21 protein-coding genes and 3 pseudogenes are annotated in these 21,608 nt (G+C 50.7%); 22 read left to right on the forward strand and 2 right to left on the reverse strand.

Going from position 1 to position 21,608, the window contains the following annotated elements; all coding sequences use genetic code 11:
* Window positions 1-7: 7 nt before the first annotated feature.
* A complete protein-coding gene (locus tag BMY01_RS00090) occupies window positions 8-1,552 on the forward strand; it encodes an FAD-binding oxidoreductase (RefSeq protein WP_074743583.1) in 1,545 nt (514 codons plus the stop codon).
* A gap of 85 nt (window positions 1,553-1,637) precedes the next feature.
* On the opposite strand, the gene BMY01_RS18175 is transcribed toward BMY01_RS00090, so the two are convergent.
* Both BMY01_RS18175 and BMY01_RS00105 read right to left on the reverse strand, forming a co-directional pair.
* Complete coding sequence (locus BMY01_RS18175; protein ID WP_074743584.1) at window positions 1,638-1,865, reverse strand: PEPxxWA-CTERM sorting domain-containing protein; 228 nt, start codon at window positions 1,863-1,865, stop codon at window positions 1,638-1,640.
* Between the two features lie 684 nt (window positions 1,866-2,549).
* Window positions 2,550-3,455: a LysR family transcriptional regulator gene (locus BMY01_RS00105; protein WP_074743586.1), complete on the reverse strand. Its 906-nt coding sequence runs from the start codon at window positions 3,453-3,455 to the stop codon at window positions 2,550-2,552.
* Window positions 3,456-3,567: 112 nt separating this feature from the next.
* On the opposite strand from BMY01_RS00105, the gene BMY01_RS00110 reads away from it, so the two are divergent.
* The 21 genes and pseudogenes from BMY01_RS00110 (at window position 3,568) to BMY01_RS00205 (ending at window position 21,566) form a co-directional block, all read left to right on the forward strand.
* Window positions 3,568-4,434: a pirin family protein gene (locus tag BMY01_RS00110; protein ID WP_074743587.1), complete on the forward strand. Its 867-nt coding sequence runs from the start codon at window positions 3,568-3,570 to the stop codon at window positions 4,432-4,434.
* Between the two features lie 167 nt (window positions 4,435-4,601).
* Window positions 4,602-5,168 (forward strand): NADPH-dependent FMN reductase, encoded by a 567-nt coding sequence (locus tag BMY01_RS00115; RefSeq protein ID WP_074743588.1) that lies wholly within the window; start codon window positions 4,602-4,604, stop codon window positions 5,166-5,168.
* Window positions 5,169-5,213: 45 nt separating this feature from the next.
* Window positions 5,214-5,615, forward strand: a complete 402-nt coding sequence (locus BMY01_RS00120) for a hemerythrin domain-containing protein (RefSeq protein ID WP_074743589.1) — start codon at window positions 5,214-5,216, stop codon at window positions 5,613-5,615.
* A 68-nt stretch (window positions 5,616-5,683) separates the two neighbouring features.
* Window positions 5,684-6,295: a hypothetical protein gene (locus tag BMY01_RS00125; protein ID WP_074743590.1), complete on the forward strand. Its 612-nt coding sequence runs from the start codon at window positions 5,684-5,686 to the stop codon at window positions 6,293-6,295.
* Window positions 6,296-6,450: 155 nt separating this feature from the next.
* Window positions 6,451-6,717: pseudogene (locus BMY01_RS18935) on the forward strand (thiamine pyrophosphate-binding protein); the annotation flags it as partial.
* A 32-nt stretch (window positions 6,718-6,749) separates the two neighbouring features.
* Window positions 6,750-7,098 (forward strand): annotated as a pseudogene (locus BMY01_RS18180) (IS481 family transposase); the annotation flags it as partial.
* Between the two features lie 147 nt (window positions 7,099-7,245).
* Entirely contained in the window at window positions 7,246-7,899 is a 654-nt protein-coding gene (locus tag BMY01_RS00140; RefSeq protein ID WP_074743592.1) for a class I SAM-dependent methyltransferase, read from the forward strand.
* Between the two features lie 110 nt (window positions 7,900-8,009).
* A pseudogene (locus BMY01_RS00145) lies at window positions 8,010-8,231 on the forward strand (transposase); the annotation flags it as partial.
* Window positions 8,232-9,764: 1,533 nt separating this feature from the next.
* Window positions 9,765-10,199, forward strand: coding sequence for a hypothetical protein (locus BMY01_RS00150; protein WP_074743594.1), 435 nt, complete (start codon window positions 9,765-9,767; stop codon window positions 10,197-10,199).
* Complete coding sequence (locus BMY01_RS17200) at window positions 10,171-10,530, forward strand: hypothetical protein (RefSeq protein ID WP_139176613.1); 360 nt, start codon at window positions 10,171-10,173, stop codon at window positions 10,528-10,530. The genes BMY01_RS00150 and BMY01_RS17200 overlap by 29 nt, the downstream gene beginning before the upstream one ends.
* A 6-nt stretch (window positions 10,531-10,536) precedes the next feature.
* Window positions 10,537-11,109 (forward strand): terminase small subunit-like protein, encoded by a 573-nt coding sequence (locus BMY01_RS00160; protein ID WP_074743596.1) that lies wholly within the window; start codon window positions 10,537-10,539, stop codon window positions 11,107-11,109.
* A 17-nt stretch (window positions 11,110-11,126) separates the two neighbouring features.
* The gene (locus BMY01_RS00165) at window positions 11,127-12,380 is read left to right on the forward strand and encodes a PBSX family phage terminase large subunit (protein ID WP_074743597.1); all 1,254 of its coding nucleotides are present in this window, start codon (window positions 11,127-11,129) and stop codon (window positions 12,378-12,380) included.
* Complete coding sequence (locus BMY01_RS00170; protein ID WP_074743598.1) at window positions 12,377-14,170, forward strand: portal protein; 1,794 nt, start codon at window positions 12,377-12,379, stop codon at window positions 14,168-14,170. The genes BMY01_RS00165 and BMY01_RS00170 overlap by 4 nt, the downstream gene beginning before the upstream one ends.
* 29 nt (window positions 14,171-14,199) lie before the next feature.
* A complete protein-coding gene (locus BMY01_RS17655) occupies window positions 14,200-14,346 on the forward strand; it encodes a hypothetical protein (RefSeq protein WP_175463175.1) in 147 nt (48 codons plus the stop codon).
* A gap of 33 nt (window positions 14,347-14,379) precedes the next feature.
* Window positions 14,380-14,955, forward strand: a complete 576-nt coding sequence (locus BMY01_RS00175; RefSeq protein ID WP_074743599.1) for a hypothetical protein — start codon at window positions 14,380-14,382, stop codon at window positions 14,953-14,955.
* Entirely contained in the window at window positions 14,956-16,527 is a 1,572-nt protein-coding gene (locus tag BMY01_RS00180; RefSeq protein WP_074743600.1) for a right-handed parallel beta-helix repeat-containing protein, read from the forward strand.
* A 457-nt stretch (window positions 16,528-16,984) separates the two neighbouring features.
* Window positions 16,985-17,845 carry a hypothetical protein gene (locus tag BMY01_RS00185; RefSeq protein ID WP_254772531.1) on the forward strand — a complete coding sequence of 287 codons (861 nt, stop codon included), beginning with the start codon at window positions 16,985-16,987 and terminating at the stop codon, window positions 17,843-17,845.
* On the forward strand, window positions 17,845-18,588 hold the full coding sequence (locus BMY01_RS00190) for a heparin lyase I family protein (RefSeq protein WP_074743602.1): 744 nt from the start codon (window positions 17,845-17,847) through the stop codon (window positions 18,586-18,588). The genes BMY01_RS00185 and BMY01_RS00190 overlap by 1 nt, the downstream gene beginning before the upstream one ends.
* Before the next feature lie 208 nt (window positions 18,589-18,796).
* On the forward strand, window positions 18,797-19,759 hold the full coding sequence (locus BMY01_RS00195) for a hypothetical protein (protein ID WP_074743603.1): 963 nt from the start codon (window positions 18,797-18,799) through the stop codon (window positions 19,757-19,759).
* 15 nt (window positions 19,760-19,774) lie between these two features.
* Window positions 19,775-21,046 (forward strand): phage capsid family protein, encoded by a 1,272-nt coding sequence (locus tag BMY01_RS00200; RefSeq protein ID WP_074743604.1) that lies wholly within the window; start codon window positions 19,775-19,777, stop codon window positions 21,044-21,046.
* Between the two features lie 79 nt (window positions 21,047-21,125).
* Window positions 21,126-21,566, forward strand: a complete 441-nt coding sequence (locus BMY01_RS00205) for a hypothetical protein (protein ID WP_074743605.1) — start codon at window positions 21,126-21,128, stop codon at window positions 21,564-21,566.
* The last annotated feature ends 42 nt before the right edge of the window (window positions 21,567-21,608 follow it).

A 21,608-nucleotide genomic window follows, 5' to 3' on the forward strand; every position in this document is an offset into this window, starting at 1 on the left:
ACTCAAAATGTCAAATAAATACATTGCATTGCCGAAAGGAATATCCGAAAAGACTTTCGATTCTGCCATAGCGGATTTTCGCAGTGTACTCGGCGACGCAGCCGTGTTTACCAGCGCACAGCAGCTTGCCCCTTACATCAAAACGATGATGCCCGTGCCTGATTTGGACCACGCTCCATCCGCCGCGTTGATGGCGACGACGGTGGAGGAGATTCAGAAAATTGTCGGGATATGTAATCGGTATAAGGTTCCCATCTGGACCATTTCCACTGGAAAAAATCTGGGCTACGGTTCGGCGGCACCCGTTGAACGCGGACAGGTTGTCCTCGACCTCAAGCGAATGAACCGCATATTGGAAGTCGATAAAGATCTGGCCTATGCCCTGGTTGAGCCGGGGGTGACTTACAAGCAGCTCTATGACTATATCGCCGAGCACAAATTGGGACTGTGGTTATCCATGCCCGCTCCTTCCGCAATTGCAGGACCGGTTGGCAATACGCTTGATCGTGGAGTCGGCTATACCCCCTACGGAGAACATTTCCTGTTTGCCTGCGGTATGGAGGTGGTCCTGGCAAATGGCGAAGTGCTGCGCACCGGAATGGGGTCGATGCCGAATTCCAATACCTGGCAAGTGTTCAAGTGGGGATACGGACCCTATCTGGACGGGATTTTCACTCAATCCAATTATGGTATCGTCACCAAGTTCGGCTTCTGGCTTATGCCCGCCCCACCTGCTTTCAAGCCCTTCGTCATTCAGTACGAGAATGAGGAAGATATCGTGGAGATCGTGGAAATCATTCGTCCGCTGCGCATCAGCGGGGTGATCCCAAATGCGGTTGTCATTGCCCACGCATTATATGAAGCCCCCGTCAAAGCTCGCCGCAGTGACTATGTGACTGGTCCGGGGTCTATTCCGGATGCGGCAGTGCGCAAGCTCGCGAAGGATCATCACTTGGGGATCTGGAATGTGTATGCAGCATTGTATGGTACACAGGAACAGATCGACCTCAACTGGAAAATCGTGACGCAGGCATTCGGTAAATCCGGCAAAGCGAAGATTCTGACCGAGCGGGAGGTGGGCGACGATCCTGCCTTTAAATATCGTGCAGCCCTCATGCGCGGCGACATGACACTTCAGGAGTTCTCATTGTACAACTGGCGTGGGGGCGGCGGCTCCATGTGGTTTGCGCCGGTGTCTCAAGCAAGGGGAAGCGAGACACTGAAACAGATGGCGTTGACCAAGGAAATCCTTGCCAAGTATGGCCTGGATTATTCCGGGGAATTCATCGTCGGAATGCGCGATATGCATCATATCGTAGACGTGCTCTATGACAAGACCGATCCGGGTCAGGTCAAGGCTGCATACCAGTGTTTCGATGAGCTGCTGACAATCTTTTCTGCGCAGGGGTATGGAATCTACCGCGTCAATACGGCGTTTATGGATAAGGTGGCGGAAACATATGGACCGGTACAACGTCAAGTCCACAAGACGCTAAAGAAGGCGCTGGACCCGAACGGTATCCTGGCCCCGGGAAAATCCGGCATTCGCTGACCCTTTGCTGGCCGATAAATTCAATCAGCCAGCAGGATGTATATTTTCAGTGAGGGTACCTCCACTGAGGGGAGGTGCTTCTTAATCAGGATAGGCCGCGACGGCTCCTTCTTGTCCCGATCCCGATCAATGTAAGCCCGGCGAGCATCATGGCGTAGGTAGCGGGTTCGGGAACAGGGGACACTGGCCCTTCTTCAACGGCAAGATTCACGCGGGCAAAAGTGGAAGGATTGAACTGAAGGTTCTCGGCATTAATAAGCAGTTCATTCCCCACCAGACGCACGTCGGATGACTGCAGCCCCAATGTTGTCACGCTGTTGTCAATTTTTGCTGCGGTAATGCTTCTTGCGATGTCGGGATCAAACTGAAAAGCATACGCATTTTGAAATCCGGAGCCAAAATGTTTGAAAGGGGCTGAATTGGCAAAGTCGATGGTAATGTAGTCGTTGGCGATATCGATAGCAACATCAACAAGATTGGCACGAATCCAGGCCGAGCTTCTGTTGCTGCTCCCGCATTGAAGAGGTTTGCCACGTGGGGATATTCGATTCCCGGTCCAATCGTCACCGTCTTTTCAAGAGAGGTGATGACCGGGGAACTGGATGTGTATCCTGTACGACTGTTCGAAGAGTGACCTGAGTGCCGTTCAACCCCGCCTAGGCGGGCATGGTTAACAGGAGAGTGGCTGTCAGAACAAGCTTTTTCATCTATCGCTCCTTGTATTATTAATGTTAGAGAGTTACGAATCAGCTATAAAACATCTTGTAAATGTGAGCTTGCAATTCAATTCTATAGCTAAAATTGAGGATGAGGTAGTTTTTTGTATGGGTGGAAATTTCTGCCGCTTCTGCGCTTCTATGCGAAAGAGTGAGCCGGGGCTTGTGATAGATAAATAGAGGAGGTTGCTCTGACGGCGCCAAGGGAACGGCAGCAGTTCCATGCGCGAGGCGCAGCGTTGCGACTTTCGGCGGGGAAAACCCTTTCCCCGAACATGTACTCAATCCTCATGCAGTAAGCGAAAACGCTCTGCGAGAAAATCAATGAGCGTTCGCACCGATGGCAGAAGGCCGCGCCGAGATGGAAATACAGCGTGGACAATTTCCCGGTGAGGAGTCCAATCAGGTACGAGCCTGACCAGCGAACCTGCCGCCAAATGATCACGTACCATCAGCACAGGCAGCTGTACGATTCCCACACCGGCCAATGCGGCATTTCTTAAGGTAATCATGTCGGTGGTGATTAAACGCGGCGTGTGATGAAGTGTTGCCTGAGCGCCATCCGGGGCATGCAGTACCCATTTATGGATTTGTTGAGGCGTTCCCAGTCCGAGGCTAGGCCAGTTGCTCAACTCGCCGGGTGTGCGAGGAAAACCGAAGTGCCGTACAAGCGCCTGACTCCCCACCAGACACTGTCCCCGATCAGCCAGGACACGCATGACCAGATCACTATCCTGTAAGGGGGGCGGTCGCACGCGAATGGCTACATCCACTGCTTCGCTCAGCAGATCCACACGCCGATTGGTGGCCTCGAGATGGAGCGTGATATGTGGATAACGCACCATAAAGTCGCCCAGCATTACCCCGACATTCACATGCAGCAGCGCCACGGGACATGTTAGACGGACGACACCCCGAGGTTCCGCCTGCATTGCCTCTATTGCTTCCTGAGCGGCCTCTGCTTCCACGAGCATCGCTTTGCAGTGCTCGTAATAGGTTTGCCCGACTTCTGTAACCGTAAAGCGACGTGACGAACGTTGGATCAGGCGCACCCCTAGCCGCTCTTCCAACGTTGCGATGCGACGGCTGAGCTTTGATTTCGGCATTCCCAGCGCTCGGCCTGCCTGGGCAAAGCCACCATGATCGACTGCCTGGACGTAGTAGTAAAGATCATTCAAATCTTGCACTGCAATGCCCTATCGTCCTAAAAATAGGACTCTGATAGCTATTTTAGCAGTCTACACACTTACTGGTTTCGAATCTATACTTTTACTACATTCTATTAATCAGGAGTTCGACATGAAAAGAATTCTCGGTATCTACAATGCACCTCGTCCCCATTGGGTGGGAGATGGTTTCCCTGTGCGTTCCATGTTCTCGTACCAAAGTCACGGCAAGCAACTCAGTCCTTTCCTGTTGCTCGATTATGCAGGGCCAGCCGATTTTTCACCTGCTGACACGCCTCGTGGTGTGGGTAAGCATCCCCATCGTGGTTTTGAGACGGTTACTATTGTTTACAAAGGCGAGGTGGCGCACCGCGACTCGACCGGACAAGGTGGAACTATCGGTCCAGGTGATGTGCAATGGATGACAGCGGGCGGCGGTATCCTGCACGAGGAGTTCCACTCCCCAACATTCACTGAATCCGGCGGCGTACTGGAAATGGTACAGTTGTGGGTGAATCTGCCAGCCAGGGACAAAATGACTGCACCCCGCTATCAAGCCATCCTCGACCGTGATATTCCAAGGGTAGCGCTCCCTGGCGAGGCGGGAACGGTTCGCGTGATTGCAGGCGAGTATGCTAGTCATGCGGGTCCAGCCAGCACCTTCACGCCAATGCACGTCTGGGACATGCGGCTGAAACAGGGGGGGATGAGCGAATTGACACTTCCTGAAGGATGGAACGTGGCAGTGATTGTTCTGCATGGGACCGTGCTCGTGAATGACGAAACAGTTGCTCGTGAGGCGCAGATGGTGGTGTTGGATCGGGCGGGTCGAGGCCTCTCGATTGAAGCCAACAATGACGCTGTAGTACTGCTGCTAAGCGGCGAACCCATTGACGAGCCCATTGTCGGTCATGGCCCATTCGTGATGAACAGCCAGCAGGAAATTATCCAGGCCATGAATGATTTCAACAGTGGTCGCTTCGGGCAAATAACTCATTAGTCCAAGCTTGCTGTTCCGGCGAAACGACAGCTATTTTCAGTCGGGCAGGGATGATTCGGTCCAATCGCACATTCCTGCACGTGTCAAATGATGCAGGATCGGGCGGGAGCGGATAGCAGGAATTCGTTCCTTCGCTTTTAGCTATCACAATGAATGAGAGGAAAAACATGACTCTTAGACTTCACATCATTATCTGCAGTACCCGGCCTGGCCGGGTGGGACCCTCCGTTGCCAGATGGTTTCATGAATTTGCCGTACAGCACGGAAAATTTGAGGCGGTGCTGGTCGATCTGGAGGAATTCAATCTGCCGGTATATGATGAACCCGAACATCCGGTCCGTCAGCACTACCAGCATGAGCATACGAAGAAGTGGGCGGCGAGCGTGAATGCGGCAGATGCCTATGTATTTGTGACGCCGGAATATAATTTCGGCGCCCCGCCTTCTCTCCTGAATGCGCTCAACTATGTTTACAAGGAATGGAATTATAAGCCTGCGGCATTGGTAAGCTACGGTGGAGTCTCAGGTGGCATGCGCGCGGCGCTGGTTGAAAAACTTACTCTTACGACACTGAAAATGATGCCCATGATGGAGGCGGTTGCGATCCAGAATGTGGCGGCACATCTGGATGATGTCGAAAACTTCGTTCCGAACGACCACCATATGAGTTCGGGTACATCCTTGCTCAACGAACTTCATAAATGGGCGGTGGCGTTGAAGACAATGCGACAATGAACTTTAACCCTGTTTATCGTAGTCAACTTCATTATCACTCTTGAAATGCCTCGGATCGGCGCATTGCTCTCGTTATCCCGTGAACACCAAACTTCACTGGTAATGGCCCGGGATGCGCGACGTGCAGCCAGTACCGGCGACCCCACCGTATTATCCGCAGCTATCCGGGATATCGAGAGCCATTGGGCTACGCTTCTAGTCCGGCATTTCGAGATGGAGGAACGGCTGCTGGAAACTGTGGGAAGCGCGTTCGCTGCAGAAGTGGCAGCAAGAATCCGCGCAGAACACGAAGAGTTGCGGAGGCTGGCGTGCAATACCTGCGAGCTCACTCCGATAGACCGGTTACGCCGGTTCGGCGAGCTTCTTGGTTCGCACGTGCGTTACGAGGAACGAATCGCTTTTCCACAGTTGCAATCGCATTCATGCATTACCAATGCGGATGTATAGCCTGTGCAGACCGCTCACGTTTTTCCAGAAAACCTGTTAGTCAAAAGTCAAAAGTCAAAAGGAGACGTATGCATTTTCCCGATTTCTATGAAAAAGCGCTTGTCATACGCACCCGCGATCCATTTGCTGCCATGCTCGGGGCGGCGCGCGACGGCGTGCTGGAATACCGTTATGTTGATGCCGTACGCCTCGCCGGACATTCCTGCCCTACAGTTGCGGGCGCGTTCCTGGTGGGGCGTGCAGCATTGACCGCTCTGTACCCTGATGAGCCCGCGGAACGCGGTAATATTGCCGTGTATATGCCGGCGCCAGAGCACGAAGGGGTGACGGGTGTCATGGCGCAAGTACTGACTTTGCTCACAGGCGCTGCTTCCAGCAACGGTTTTCATGGCATTCGCGGACAATTCCGACGCCAGGGTTTGCTCACTTTCGCGGAGCAACGGGAAGGGGAGGCGATTACCTTCAAACGCCTCGATACGGGTGCAAGCGTAGCGGTGCATCTCAACGTCTCGTCGGTGCCGGCAGATCCCGCTCAGGGAGAGCGGTTGATGGCCATCCTGGAGGGTCATGCCAACGACCTGCAGCGCGAGGCGTTTGCCCAGGCATGGCAGGAACGTGTACGGCGCCTGCTATTGGAGTTTGCGGATGATCCCGATGTGATAAGGGTGGGGTCTGTATGACAACCCTGCAATAGCATTTGGCACTCCAATCCAGATAGCAGGGGAAAATGCTGACAAAAGTCCGGGTTTATGTTGCTACCGTGAGCTACCGCACAATGTTTCATGCACATTTATGCGATGTTTGGGAGCAATAATATTCCCAACAGAGTTCGATCATGAAAGAAACGGTCAGCGATTTCCTAGTTCGGCGTTTGTCCGAATGGGGGGTAAAACGTATCTTCGGCCTTCCTGGCGACGGCATCAACGGCATTATGGGGGCAATCAATCGAGCTTCAGATAAGCTCGAATTTATCCAGATCAGGCATGAAGAGATGTCGGCGTTCATGGCGTGCGCACACGCCAAGTTCACGCGGGAAGTGGGCGTTTGTCTGGCCACCTCGGGCCCAGGAGCCATCCACCTGCTCAACGGTTTATATGATGCCAAGCTCGATCATCAGCCGGTGGTGGCGATAGTGGGTCAGCAGAAACATACTGCTCTGGGGGGCAGGACACCTTCTATGTCGGCACGATCAAAGGCGTGGGGCGAATCTATCAGCAAACATTCGTCGATACCTACTCCAGGTGGGCCGCAGCCAAACTCTATATGACCAAGACGCTCATTACTGGCGCCGATCTGCTCAATGACAAGGTCTTACCTTTCTTTGCAGAACGGGCATGGGACTAATCCGTATCCTGACTGGCTGCACAGCTACAATCATGACCGTACCCATCAGGGCAAGATGTGTTGCGGCCGAGCATCCATGCAAACATTAATTGACGGAAAGGAGGTCTGGCACGATAGAATCACATTACTGAACAGTTGAATCGATCTGATACGTGCATCTCTCAAATCCTCAAATCGGGTAACTGTCAGATGAAGTCCGACCACTACAGGTACTATAATTTATTAGTTTAAACCGAATTTGGCCTGACCTTTATTGCTAATTTCTTGGTCGTCAATACCAGAGAGGATGAACGTGAATAACCTTGATATGTATCATACCGTCATGATTTTCTTTATGAGCCGCTTTAGGCAGACGAGGGCTGAGGATATCAGGAAGCGGTTTCCGATTCTTTTCGACCCTAAAGCGCATATTCTAGATGTGGGTGGAGGGACATTCCCATGGAGTGAACTCAAGCCTACTGCAAAAATAACGATTCTTAATAAACGTCCTCAGAACCTACCTGATCATTTCCCTTGGGAATTTATTGAGGGTGATGGCACTAATCTTCCATTTAAAGACGCATCATTTGATCTCGTCTTTTCAAATTCTGTTATCGAACACGTTGGTGGCATCGCCGCGCAGCAAAAGTTTGCTAAAGAAATGCTGCGAGTGGGGAAATCGGTTTATTGCCAGACACCCAACAAGTGGTTTCCAGTAGAGCCACACTTGATAGCGCCTTTCATTCATTGGCTACCGTTCTCTGTTTTCCGAAAGGTGGCGCGTTTAGGTAGTGTCTGGGGATGGACGTACAAGCCAGATCAGAACGTGATCGATGACCATATCAAGTCAATTAGGCTGCTCACATACAACGAGATGGTGAACCTGTTTCCTAATTGCACCCTGCGGCGGGAGAGGGTGTTCGGCTTAACTAAGTCATTCATACTCGAAAAGTTTTCTTAGGCATGTTCTCAATCAAGCCAATCATAGACGGGACAACCCAATAATTGGTAAGAATTTTGTAGCGACCCTGCTGAGTGAATCTTCATGTTAATTTTGACATGGGGGCGTATATGAAGAAGCGATTTAGTGAAGAGCAGATTATTGGGATATTGAGGGAAGGTGAAGCGGATGGGGTGGTTATCCGTGATGTATGCCGCAAGCACAATATTACCGAGCAGACATTTTTCCGGTGGTGCTCGAAGTTTGGAGGCATAACGGTATCGGATGCGCGCAGGTTAAAGGATCTGGAGTCGGAGAACGCGAAGCTGAAGAAGATTGTTGCTGAACAGATGCTGGCTTCGAGGGTTTAAAGGAGATTGCAACAAAAAAATGGTAACCCCGGCAGCCAGACGCAAAGCGCTTGGAATTCTGAAAACAGCGCCTCATTTCTTGCTGCCATTCAGATCAAATGGCTCAAGGTCTCGTGACTACACTATCTAGTGTTGCCCGGGGGTGTTCTACTAGAAGGCAAGATTGTGTTGCGGCTTTTCTGCTGTGGAAGCTCGCCATTTATCGTGTAGATAGGGCACGGTCCTGGATAGGTGGGTGCCGTAGGGGATCGGGTCGAGGTGATCTTGATCCAACGTTGAGCGGTAGTTCCCGCTGATATTTCTGCGGTTGTTTCTCCGTTCAGATTCGGAGGATTACAAACCACGTACCCGTTGAATCTGTGAAGCTCTGTCCCGCGGGGCATATAATTCCCGGGGGAATAGAATCCGGGCATCGTATTAACAAAGGGCGGAACAGGCAGCACAAGGAACGGTCTCGCAAACGGATACGTGTTGGACCGGGTGTCATGATCACGAGCACCTTTTATTGGCACCTGCTGGTTCAGCATCATCGAGGGATAAAAGGACGGGTAAAAAGAGTTGCCAGGGATACTTGGCGCCCCTTCCGCTGTGGATCCGGCTATCGGAACAATGCCTTCTGGCACACCCATTTCCCCCGATCCCCACTCTTGTGCTGTAGCGTTTGAATATGGCAGACCAAGTATAAGAAGCGTTAGGAGTTTTTTTATCACAGAATTTCGTTTAAAAGTATGGATAAGGCTTTGGAAGCAGGAGAGAGGAGGGTGTTTAGTGGACTCAATGACCTCTAATTTATAACACCGGCAGGAGAAAAATCAATTTTGCTGTTGTATAATTCAGGGGGAAAATCCCTTTCTCTTAAGGTCAAGCTGGTAGCAACAAATAGCTTGACAATGGCCTGTAACGGTGTATAATACGCATCCATATTGTGGATTGTCGTGCACGATCACAAAACTAAAAACTCGTTGTAGTGCTTGTACATCGCCCGCCTCGTGCGGGTTTTTTATTGCCCGCTTTTTAAGCGGGTTTTTTGTTATCCGTCGAAGCCTAATATTATCCACGCACAGTATTAAATAAGAAAAATCGGCAAGTAAGCTGTTTTTTTACTTGTAGCAGCAGGGGTAATAAAACTTTGGCAGAAGATAAAAATGTTTGCAAGAAACTGTACCCTGGCTACGGGGTCAGGAAATAATTGAACCGGTATGATCGATATGTCGTGCCTGCCTATTGGCCTTACAGCTTCATTTATTGATGTCAGAAGACGAAGCTGAAGCAGTGCGATAGGCTCGGTGCTTCAATAAACATCCCCCTGCGTCTTGTTCATTACCTCGATCCTTGCAACTCAGATCAGAGCGAATGCGAGACAAAGGAGGACCTAGGATCAGCTTGTTCACATTTTCAGTTAATTCTAAGCCCATATCCGGTCTTTGCAGTAACAGTCAACCCGCCTGGAGCGGGTTTTTTTATGTCCGCTTCTCGCGGGTTTTTCGAGGCAATTATACAAATGTTTACCAGAAAATGATTACGTCACTCAAACCAGTGATTGGCGCTATCCAACCAGTAATTGAGGCAATCAGACCAAGGATTACGGTAATCCTGACTGCCATTTTTGCAGCGCTTGCTTTTACCGGTGGATACTTTGTCAGTGATTGGCGATCTGCATCGCAGCTGCAGCGCTTGAATTCGCAGAATGCAATATTGTCGGCGGCAAGCGAAAAGTGCGCATTGGATATCCGATCGGTGAGGACAGCGATGAGTACGCTGACAGAAGTGGCGGCTGAGAGAGAGAAGAATGCAACTGAGGCAATGCGTCATGCGGCGGCTGTTGCGGCAAAGCACACCAGTCTCGCAAAGAAAACCCGTGCCCTTCCAGCAGTAGCAGCCGAACATCAATATGAGGCAGTCACGAGAGAGCAGATAGAGTATGTGCAGAGCCGCCATCAGACCGATTAGATCCAATCTCGCGTATTCCCGTAGCGCCTCCCCGCGATTCAATCGCTGCCTATCAGCCTACCTGGCGCTGGTTTTTGCGACCTTATTGGCCGGTTGCGCGGGAAAGCCGGTGATTCAGACTCAGGTGATCGAGAAACCCGTTGCTGTCCCTTGTCTCGTTGACAGTCCCCCCGAGTGCAAATCGGCCTACGCGGTTGATCGCGTGTCAATCAAGGACGACCCCCTGACGATCAATAGAGCGCTGCGTACGGAAATAGAAGAAAGATCGGCATGTGAGGTCAAATTACTTGCCGCATTGAGAGGATGCAAGAAGGGTATGAGGAGCATGTAAAAGGAAATGGAAAGGGAAGCTCTGATAAAACCGGACATGTGTAAATTTGAGGGTGAAGTATCCAGCGAGGAAGCAGAAAAGGGTGCAGTAAGCGTAGAGCCTGCGAGTCTGAAAAAGAGCAGTCGAGCCATAAAGAGGCGTGAGGTACTTGACGCGATCTTTGCTGGCATTTCACTTGGAAAATCGGCTCGTGCGATGTGCGTGGAGGCCGGGATCAGTCAGCGGGTTTTATGGAACTGGCTGGCGAGTGACGAAGAACTCATGCGCCAATATCAACGCGCCAAGGAGCTTTGCGTGGATGCCTATGCGGAGGAAATCATCGAAATTTCGGACGAGGGATCGAGAGATACGTATGTGGATGAAAAGGGACGGGAGGTCATAAACCGGGAGGTTATTGCGCGTGCGCAATTGCGTATCGACGCACGCAAATGGTATGCCGCACGGCTTGCACCAAGGAAATATGGCGACAGATTACCTGTTACCAACGAGGGCGGCGATGCTAGGAAATCCGTGCATAACATTGCGATAGCTTTTGTTGCTCCGGAGGATAGAGGCAATGAGCCAAATGTATCGTCGTAAATGGCGGCTCAAGTGCTATGACTCCCCATAGAGCTGAATTTCCGATAAAGCTCAGGTTTTTGTTTGAGCCGGCACGCTACAAGATCTTATACGGGGGAAGAGGGGGTGCAAAAAGCTGGGGCGTTGCCAGGGCATTATTGATTCAGGCGGCTGCAACCCCATTGCGCATCTTGTGCGCAAGAGAGTTTCAGAATTCTATCGTCGAATCCGTGCATCATTTATTAAAAGCACAGATAGAGGCCATCGGCTTAAACTCATTTTACGAGGTGCAAAATAACGTTATACGGGGAATAAACGGTTCGGAGTTCATCTTTGCCGGTCTGCATAGCAACGTAACCAGGATCAAGTCGTTTGAGGGTGTGGATAGAGTCTGGGTGGAAGAAGCCCAGACAGTGAGCAAGACAAGTTGGGATACGCTTGTTCCGACTATTCGTAAAGAGGGGTCGGAAATCTGGGTGACTTACAACCCTGAGCTCAATACTGACGAGACTCATCAGCGATTTGTAGTCAATCCCCCTGCTGGCGCTGTCGTAGTAAAAATCAATTGGAATGACAACCCATGGTTTCCAGAGATACTGAGACGGGAGAAGGATGAACTGAAAGCGCGTGATCCGGATGCTTACCAGAACGTATGGGAAGGGAATTGTAGGGTAATGCTGGAGGGAGCGGTTTATGCGAAGGAGCTTCGATTGGCACAGGAAGAAGGAAGGATACGAAGCGTGCCATATGATGAGGCGAAGCCGGTACACACCTTCTTTGATCTTGGTTGGGCTGACAACACCAGCATCTGGTTTGCGCAGACTGTTGGCAACGAACTCAGATTGATCGATTACTACAGTAATAGCCAGATGCCAATTCAGCATTATATCGGAGTGCTGCAAAACAAAGGGTATATGTATGGTACAGACTGGTTGCCGCACGATGCCAGAGCGCGAACGTTGGCAACCGGGCGCAGCGTGGAGGAAATTATGCTTGCGGCGGGGCGAAAAGTAAGAATCGTGCCAAATCTCTCCATTCATGATGGTATCAACGCGGCGAGAACGATCTTTCCACGTTGCTATTTTGATGAGCTGAATTGTGCAGAAGGCCTGCAGAGCCTGAGGCATTATCGATTTGATGTCGATCCTGATTCCGGTCAATTCAGCGCAAGACCCTTACATGATTATCATAGCCATGCAGCCGATGCCTTTCGCTATTTTGCCGTGGCAATCGAGGAGGATAAACCGGCTGCGAGTGCACGAGGTATTAATATGAAAGGTTGGCGAGCATGACTGAGGCAGGTGTTACGGCAGATATTTCAATTGAGGCTTATGACAAAATATGCCGCGATATTCGGGATCAACCGAAGTGGCGGTCGGACTCGGACACGGACTGTGATTATTACGACGGCGCGCAGACCAGTTCGGAGGTGATCGGACGACTGAAGATGGCCGGTATCCCGCCTCAGGATTCCAATCTGATCAAACCGACAATCAACGCAGTATTGGGGTTGGAAGCGCGTAGCCGAACGGATTACAGGGTGACGGCGGATGATGAGAGTCAGGCAGAGATTGCAGAAGGTCTTTCCGCAAAAATCAAGGAGGCCGAGACCGAGTCACGCGCTGACCGGGCCATGTCAGACGCGTATTCCAGCATGATTCGGGCGGGCATTGGGTGGGTAGAAATATCCCGGGAATTTGATGCGCTCAAATATCCATATCGTGTCCGCGAGGTGCACCGTAACGAAATTTATTGGGACTGGAGTTCAAGGGAGCCGGATTTGTCCGATGCACGATATCTGCGACGCGATAAGTGGATAGACCGGCTTCAGGCTGCACTTATGTTCCCTGACCGAGCGGAAATCATTGCAAATAGTTGGAAGGGGTGGAACGGGACGGACGTATATGAAGGTTATGACAATGGCTTGGCGAGAGCGTATGAAATCGAGCAAGCATGGAATCGCAACCAGGAAGATTACCTGAACCATAACTCGGGGATGGTCAGGCTCTCCGAGTTATGGTATCGGCATTTCGAGGATGCATACGTCCTAGTATTGCCTGATGGAAAGATAATCGAATACCGCGAGGATAACCCATATCATCAGGCAGCGGTTGCCCAAGGTCTCGTGCAGGTCCAGAAATCGGTTCTCACCAGGATGCGGGTCTCGATCTGGCTGGGGCCGCATAAACTCATGGATGTTCCGAGTCCATTACCTCATTCAGATTTTCCATATGTTCCATTCTGGTGCTTTCGCAAGGATAGGAGCCGAGCTCCTTACGGATTGATTCGTGACATGCGGGGACCGCAGGATCAGATTATCGATCTGGATATTCTTCTCTACGAAGTCCTCAATTCGGTAAAAGTCGAAGTGGACAATGATGCGCTCGATCTCAGCCAGAATTCTTATCAGGAGGTTGCGAATAATATAAGCAGTCTGCGCTCGATGACCATCCTCAACTCTCAGCGAAGGAATACCAGTGGCTTCAGGGTAATACGTGAGCATCAGCTTGCCGCTCAAGTGTTTCAGCTCGTGCAGGAACGCAAGCGCAGGATCGAGGAAGTGGGCGGAATCTACCGCACTATGCTGGGAGCGCATACCTCAGCAAGCAGCGGTGTGGCGATCAACAGTCTGGTGGAACAGGGGTCGACCGTGTTGGCGGAGCCCAATGATAATTTTCGTCATGCTCGCCGACTTGTTGGCCAGCAACTTCTTGCGTTGATCAAGGAGGACCTGATTGGAAGACCCGCGCAAATTACAGTCCAGCAAGGTAATAAACCAAAGGTGGTTTATTTCAATCGCCAGTTGGATGACGGGTTGCTACACAACGACATTGCTTCTGCAATGGTCAAAGTTGTGCTTGAGGATATTCCTGCTACTCCGACATTTCGGGCGCAGCAGTTGCAAGCTATGTCGCAAATCGTACAAGCCGCACCCCCTCGGTTCCAGGCCGTACTTTATCCGGTAATGCTCGAGCTGTCCAATGTCCCGAACCGGCATGAGTTGGCCCATCAGTTAAGGCAAGTGGCGGGCATCGACGATAATCCCAATTTCAGGCTTTGCAGCAGCAAGTGCAGCGGATGATATAGGAGGCGCAAGGGCAGATTGGTGAGTTGCAGCAGAGATTGGGAGAGGCTGAGCAGCAGCTTCAGGACAAGGCATGCGAACTTGACTTGAAAGCGCGTGCGCAGGCGCATAAAGAGGATATGGATGATGCGAAACTCCGTCTGGAGGCGGAGAAGATTGCTGATGTCATATAGGTAACGCATTATCCGCATAAAAGGAGTAACAAGATGATTCGATTTTTGAATGATGAAACTGTGGCGGGATACAGATACGGTAAGGGCGCAATTTCCAGGTTTGATGATGTAACTGAAGCGACCTTGATTGCTCAAGGTGATGCTGAAGATTATCCAGCAGTTACTAAGCCTGTAGAGGTGTTATCGAGTTCGGCCGTGGCTGCCTCATGCGCCTTGACGGCGACGGATGAGATTTTGGGATCGTTTACCGTTCGCGCGGGAATCATCGGTGTCAACAGCATCCTCCAGATCGAGCCGTTGTGGACATTCAGCAGTAGCGCGAACAACAAGATTCTGAAAGTCAAGGTTGGCGGTGTGACAGTTTACAGTGCCACGCGCACTACGTCTGTCAAAGAAGCGCCGCTGATCGTTCTGGCAAACCGTAATTCCCTGGCGTCACAGATACAGCCTTACGACAATGCGTATGTAACGGCAGGATCGGGCGCGCCTGCAACTTACACTATCGATTTTGCAAACAGTGTTACGGTCGATATTATCGGGCAGAGAGCAAACAGTGGCGACGCGCTTAAACTCGAATACTATCGAGTGCTGCATTTCGTGGGGGACTAAATGGCAGACTGGTATGTTCGTCCCGATACATCGCACAGCGGAACGCGCGACGGAACATCCTATGGGACTGCTTGGGGTGGTTGGACGGAGATCGTTTGGGGCGGTGCAGGCGTTAAAGGCGGAGATACGTTGTACGTGTGCGGCGCTCATACTTATTCTCAAATTATCCGTCCAGAATGGGCTGGAAGTTCCAGTAATCGTATAACAATCCGGGGGGATTACGCGACTGAGCCTGGATCAATTACATTTGTTAGCGGGGCGTATTATTTCAACCTGGACAAATCTTACGTGACCCTGCAATCGCTCACGATAACAGCAGGGAACAACCGCTGTATTGGCGTAACCGGCGTGCCAAATACCGGCTTCTGGCTTAAGAATTGCACGCTCATCGGCTCTGCCATAACTATGGTTGACTTCATGGCGATCAATAATTTCGCCTATGTAGACACCGTTATTGACGGAAACATATTTGTGGCAGGGACTGGGAGCGGCATCAGTTGGAGGCCATCGGGGGCGATGGCGACAAACCTGAGTAATATGCAGATCAGTAATAATGCATTCAATGGGGTTTCGGGGCCGCGTGGCGTCATCACTTTTCTTTCACTGGATGACGTCCTGGCGGGGACCAAGATGACGGATATTCGTATATTCGGAAACACTTACACAGATTGTGGAGGAGTTGCTATCGAGTGTTACGGTCCTACAGTCTATGGGCGAAATTCAGGCATCAAGGTTTATGACAACACTATCACTAATCAGCAGAAAGTAGGTCTTCTTGGAGGGGGTATTGTTCTTGGCGGATTTGGCCTGTCCGCTACTCCAGATTTTGGGCCCAATGACGTTTATAACAACAAATGCTATGGGCTCCATGGGCTGTCTGGTCTTGCAAATATCTTCTATGGCACATACCGTGTCTTTAATAATTACGCGGAGAACATAACAACAGCAGACATTGATGGCTGCGGTATTCTGTTCGACCATGATTGCCGGGACAGTGTTGCGTTTGGAAATGAGATTCGCGATTTATGGGGTAATGGGAACCCTGACAATTCTATTCGCCCCAGTGGCTCGGGAATACTGATGCTTGACGCGACGAATTGCACAGCTTACGGGAATTTAATTGTCAATTGTGTGACCGGCATTTCCTTTGGAAATAAATTGAGCGGGCAATCTTCAAACATTTTTAATAACACATTCATCAATTGCTCCTATGCAGGGGCATACATGATGGCTACGGCGAACAATACGACAAACGTTATCCGAAACAATATTTTTACTACAACAACTGATACAACCCCTGCTGTCAGGGTAAATTCTGCCGTTTGGACAGGTGAATCTAATAACTGCTTTCATGGATTTGGTGCAAACGTAGGTCACACATTTGCAATATCAAGTAATACCAATAATCCCGATTTTAATGACGCTTATAGACCACAATCCGTCTCTTGTAAACGTAATGGGGTGTATTTGGGCGGAAAAGACTTTCATGGCAAGCATTTTTACAACCCGCCCAATATCGGCGCCGTGGACGACACGACGAACACTCCGCGCTATACGTTGAGATATAGATAGAACCCAACAGAATCAATGAAGAGCCGCCTCTGGAAAACATTGGCGGCTTTTTATTGACTTTCGCTCATGCGAACGCGCTAGCGGCGATATGTAGTCGTAGTGTTGAAACCCCTGATCAATGCGCTTCTTGTGTGTTGCTCGGGGTTTCTTTTTTGAACCTGCTCAAGGCAGGCCCGCTCACTGGGTTAAGTAGTTTGGAGGAAAGACGGAGGATCAGCTTATGGATGAGCAAATAGCAAATCTTACACCGGAACAAATCGAGATATTGGAAAGCGACCTGGGCAAGCTTGCGGAAGTTCACGCCCAGCAAGGTGAGCAATGACGAAGGTGAAGATGAGCCTGTCGTTCTGAACAAGAGCGGCAAGGGAATTGTTCCCTACCAGAAGCACAAGGAACTGCGGGTAGAGAACATTTGATAATTTTTGAATAAACGGAAAGGGCAAATATGATTCGATTTTTGAATGATACAACTGTAGCAGGATATCTCTACGGAAAGGGAACTGTTGCATCCTTTGATAAAGGTGTTGTGGATGAGCTGGTAGCGCTCGGCTCTGCTGAAACGTATGATCCCGGCGCGCTCCATCCTTATTACCACTTTCACGGCTTCGCGGGAAACCAGGTGGCAGACGACGACAAATTTAACGATCTGGCTGGGCTGAATCATGCTTGTCGTGGCGCTAATCTGTCTGTTTCACAGCTCTGGACAACCAATTCTGGCTACGCATCAACGATTGATCCTGCAAGCGGCGCGACCGATTCTGTACTGCGTATTCCCAATCTGAACTTCGACTATGCGAGTGGCGAGAAGCTGATTATCTGGTGGCTTGGCAAAGTCACAGCCGAGAGTTCGTCCGCCCGAATGATGGGCGATGGCTATGGTGCAGCTGCAGGACAGCGAGGCATTCGCATCTTTTTGTCTGCAACCGGAATCATCAGCTTTGCCCTCGCGGGCGCTACCGACGTCTACTCTGGAAGCGCGCACAAGAGCATTTCCGGTGGTCTGCATAGTTTTGCCATAGTAGTCGACGGTACTGCTGGAAGGCAAGGTATATGGGTGGATGAGGAGTATGCATTTTACAACGCCACCTATGCGGCGCTGACTCGTGGGATAGATACACGTAATTCCAACACGTTCAATATAGGTTCAGTGTACCCTGCGTCTGCCAACTCAAGTGTAGGTATTGCAACGGCCACTAGAGCCTTGGCAATACTTAGGCTCCCTTCTGATTACACAATGCCATCAGTCGGAACTCTGACGAGAGTTTTTCAACAGCTTCGCTCGAATCCTGGCAAGCTCATCCTCGCGAGTGCCTTCTGATGACTCAATTATTCAATTTTCCTCTCGATACAAACTTAGCGGGGTTGCTTTCTCTGCAGGCCAATGGCACCACGGTTACCGGAAATGCTTCCCCAGCCGGAATCCAAGAGCGAGTGCAAATAGTGGATGGAACAGCCAGGCTGTCTTCATACGGATCAGACGCGGAGACAAATTTTGGCTACCGGAGTGAGATTGCATTTGGAAGGTTCCCAAATTCCGGCGAAGTTTGGTCATCAGTAGACTTCATGATTGATCCGTTATGGACAACCAGTACAGTCGCCTCCATAGGTTCCTGGTATCCATCTCCGGATGGGGGTGAGGAGTCGATTATAAAGCACGTCAATATTGGCTTGCGCCTTGTAGATAAGGATACGCTATTTGTAAATGTCCCTGCTGCGGTGCTGCCCGCTATAAGTGCTACTGGCAAGACAGTAGCGGTAAAAAAAATAGAGCAAGGGCGCTGGTACAACATCACGATCCGGATGAATCTGCAAACAACTGCTGTTGGCTGGCGTGAGGTTTACCTGGATCGTGTGAAGATTTTCGGAGAGTACAACGTGCCTACGGCTTATGACGATGCAAATGGTCCCTATTTCAAGATGGGGCCAAGAACACCGCTCTCTCATGACTATGACATGGTGAGAATGTGGGTACGGAACGCTAAACAATGGTTTGGGAATGAAAGTTTTTCCACGATTATGGGGGGGGTGCCGGTGTCGTCTGGGAGAATGTTGCAGCAATAACGTTTTCATCAGAAACTCTATCGAAGCCGCCTCTGGAAACATTGGCGGCTTTTTATTGGTTTTCACTATGCGAATACGCTAGCGACAATATTGCAGGAGTAGTCTCCCGAAACCTCTGATCAATGCGCTTCTTGTGTTGCTCGGGGGTTTCTTTTTTTAACCCTGCTAAGGCAGGCCCGCTCACTGGGTTAAGTAGTTTGGAGGAAAGATGGAAGTGGATCAGCTTACGGATGAGCAAATCGCAAATCTTACGCCGGAACAAATCGAGATATTGGAAAGCGACCCGAACAAGCTTGCGGAAATTCTAGGCAGGCAGGAAGCACCAGAGGAAGAGGAAACGGAGAAATCCAGCTCCGATGTGAAGGACGACGCATTCAGTAAAGTGAGCGACGATGAGGGTGACGATGAACCTGTCGTTCTGAACAAGAGCGGCAAGGGGACCATTCCCTACCAGAAACACAAGGAACTGCGGGTAGAGAACTCGGCACTGCGTGAGCAGCTAAAATCCGCGCAAGGCAAACTCGACGAATTCCTGATGCGGAAAGAGGAAGCAAAGGAAGTAGAGACCATTGCGCTGGATGAAAAACTCAAGACGCACCTTGAGGCTCTGAAAGAAGAAATGCCTCAACTTCATCAGGTACTCAGCGCGCTGCTTGAGGGGAGTCGGAAGCAAGGCGAAAAGCTCGAGCAAACACTGCGGGAGCTGGAGCGCGAAAAAGAGGAATCCGAGCGCATAAACCAACTGAGCACTACAGAGCAAGTCGCTGAGGCAAAAGACAATAATCCTGATCTCGTGCATTGGGAAAGTAATGACGCTGACGCCTGGGAAGAAGCGCTGAAGCAGGACGAAATTCTGAGAACCAATACAAAGTGGGCAGGAAAGTCTTATGCGGAACGGTTCCAGGAGGTTGTCCGCCGTGTCAGGGCGATCATGCCGGAAGCCTCCACTCCAAAAAAGAAACCCGATCCGGGAATGATGAAAGCGAATGTGCAAGCCAAGCTTGAGGCAGCCCCGGTGAGGAAGCCTGTAACTCTATCGGATATTCAGGGTGGAGCAAATCCAACTTCTGAACGTGAGCAGCTTGAGAGTCTGAGCCCATTTGAACTTGCTCAGAAGCTGATGAAGATGCCCACGCATCAGGCGGCAGCCTTGAGAGCCGAACTTGATTAAGGATTTATTGATTAAATGGCTGAAACAAACGTAGCAAGCGGAAGTTCACTGGCAGTCAAACATTATAGTGCGGCGCTCTTCGCCAACACGCTCAAAGGATCCACAGCGATTGACAGCCTTGTCGGCCCGGTCGAGCCTTCAGTAGCAATGCAGAAAATTGCCGGTCAAACAAATCCGGGCATGCCTATTGTGCGTATCGATAATTTAATGAAAAGTGCTGGCGATGTCGTATCGCTCGATCTGGTCGATACGGTGGGTGGTGAACCACTGATGGGCGACGTCAATCGTGAAGGACGGGGCAGTGCGCTTTCGTTTTCCTCGATGGAGATCAAGATCGATCTATCCAGTAAGGTCATCGATGCCGGTGGCAGCATGTCGCAGCAACGCACCAAGCATCAGTTGCGTGAAATTGCCCTGGCGCAATTGTCAGGTTATTTCCCCCGTCTCGATGCTCAGGAAACACTGGTGCATCTTGCAGGAGCACGTGGTTCTCAAACCGGTTCGGACTGGACAGTACCGCTTCAAAGCGCACCGAACTTCGGTTCCATAATGGTGAACCCCGTGAAGGCGCCTACCTATAATCGTCATTTTGTAGTGAACGGCGCCAATTTGACGTCAGGGGGACAGCAGTTGGGATCCATCGTTTCAACGGACGCCCTGCGCTTGTCGCATCTGGATCTGCTGCGGAAGAGGCTTGATGACATGGATCAGCCGTTGCAATCCGTCAAACTGGCAGGGGATCGAGCCGCGCAGACTTCCAAAATGTGGGTATTTCTCGCCACACCCAATCAGTACTCGCTCCTTTTGACCGAAGGTTCGTTACGTGCATTCCAGCAGAACGCCATCAATCGGGCGGCATATTTTGACGAGCGTCATCCGCTGTTTGCCGGTGAGGTTGGAATGTGGAATGGCATTCTGGTGATCAAGAATGAGCGCGCGATCCGCTTCATGCCTAGCGAAAGCACGAAGATAGTTACCGCAGCAAATGCGGCAACTGCAACAGAAACCGATCAAGCTGTCAATGGAGCACTGACTGCCGGGTACGCGATCGAGCGCGGATTATTATTAGGCGCACAAGCACTGGGTGTCGCTTACGGGAAAACCAGGGTCAGCGGAATGCAGTTCGGATGGAAGGAACATTGGTATAACTTTGAAAGTAACCTGGAAGTGATGGGCGAGAAGGTTTGCGGCAAAGCGAAAACCCGTTTCTCTATCGACGATGGAACAGGTTTCAAGGTACCCACCGACTTTGGGGTGATTGCGGTTGACTCGGCTGTACCACTTTAATCCGTTTTAACGAGTTTGATACAGTGAAAGCGGCTTTTAATGTCCCGTTTTCAACCCATCACTTTTTCGAGAGATATAAATGGCCACTTTTAGCGCACCCGATCTGAACAGCAAAGCGATGCCCATGGGCAACTATGGCAACGCCGCAGTGGTTTATGGGACAGCAACACCCTCATCCGGGGTGATTGGAAGCATCTATCGTCCGGTCAGAATTCCGGCTGGCATGAGTGTTACGGCGTTACGGATAGTAAATGACGATCTGGATACAGGGGGCACCACGTTTGCTGTAAAAATCGGTTATACCCCAGTCGACCCAGGACAAGGTCCTGTCGAGGATGATGATTATTTTTCCGCTGGTACAACGATTTTATCCGGTGTGGCTCTTACCGACCTGAGATTTCAACCCATCAAATTCGAAAAAGATGTCTATGTTATCCTGACTGTAACCTCACCGGCCACTGCATTTGCTTCGGGCAATATCACTGCAATCGTCACGGGCGAGGCGACAGGCATCAAGTAAAAGCAAACAGTAATCAGGAAGTCAAAGGCGATTCCCAGCCTC

This window comes from Nitrosospira multiformis (assembly GCF_900110185.1).
Lineage (GTDB): Bacteria > Pseudomonadota > Gammaproteobacteria > Burkholderiales > Nitrosomonadaceae > Nitrosospira > Nitrosospira multiformis_A.

Coding starts and splice junctions, on each gene's coding strand:
- BMY01_RS00090 (WP_074743583.1), top strand. CDS start 8: ATGTCAAATAAATACATTGCATTGCCGAAAGGAATATCCGAAAAGACT.
- BMY01_RS00110 (WP_074743587.1), top strand. CDS start 3,568: ATGAAAAGAATTCTCGGTATCTACAATGCACCTCGTCCCCATTGGGTG.
- BMY01_RS00115 (WP_074743588.1), top strand. CDS start 4,602: ATGACTCTTAGACTTCACATCATTATCTGCAGTACCCGGCCTGGCCGG.
- BMY01_RS00120 (WP_074743589.1), top strand. CDS start 5,214: ATGCCTCGGATCGGCGCATTGCTCTCGTTATCCCGTGAACACCAAACT.
- BMY01_RS00125 (WP_074743590.1), top strand. CDS start 5,684: ATGCATTTTCCCGATTTCTATGAAAAAGCGCTTGTCATACGCACCCGC.
- BMY01_RS00140 (WP_074743592.1), top strand. CDS start 7,246: ATGAACGTGAATAACCTTGATATGTATCATACCGTCATGATTTTCTTT.
- BMY01_RS00150 (WP_074743594.1), top strand. CDS start 9,765: ATGATTACGTCACTCAAACCAGTGATTGGCGCTATCCAACCAGTAATT.
- BMY01_RS17200 (WP_139176613.1), top strand. CDS start 10,171: ATGTGCAGAGCCGCCATCAGACCGATTAGATCCAATCTCGCGTATTCC.
- BMY01_RS00160 (WP_074743596.1), top strand. CDS start 10,537: ATGGAAAGGGAAGCTCTGATAAAACCGGACATGTGTAAATTTGAGGGT.
- BMY01_RS00165 (WP_074743597.1), top strand. CDS start 11,127: ATGACTCCCCATAGAGCTGAATTTCCGATAAAGCTCAGGTTTTTGTTT.
- BMY01_RS00170 (WP_074743598.1), top strand. CDS start 12,377: ATGACTGAGGCAGGTGTTACGGCAGATATTTCAATTGAGGCTTATGAC.
- BMY01_RS00175 (WP_074743599.1), top strand. CDS start 14,380: ATGATTCGATTTTTGAATGATGAAACTGTGGCGGGATACAGATACGGT.
- BMY01_RS00180 (WP_074743600.1), top strand. CDS start 14,956: ATGGCAGACTGGTATGTTCGTCCCGATACATCGCACAGCGGAACGCGC.
- BMY01_RS00190 (WP_074743602.1), top strand. CDS start 17,845: ATGACTCAATTATTCAATTTTCCTCTCGATACAAACTTAGCGGGGTTG.
- BMY01_RS00195 (WP_074743603.1), top strand. CDS start 18,797: ATGGAAGTGGATCAGCTTACGGATGAGCAAATCGCAAATCTTACGCCG.
- BMY01_RS00200 (WP_074743604.1), top strand. CDS start 19,775: ATGGCTGAAACAAACGTAGCAAGCGGAAGTTCACTGGCAGTCAAACAT.
- BMY01_RS00205 (WP_074743605.1), top strand. CDS start 21,126: ATGGCCACTTTTAGCGCACCCGATCTGAACAGCAAAGCGATGCCCATG.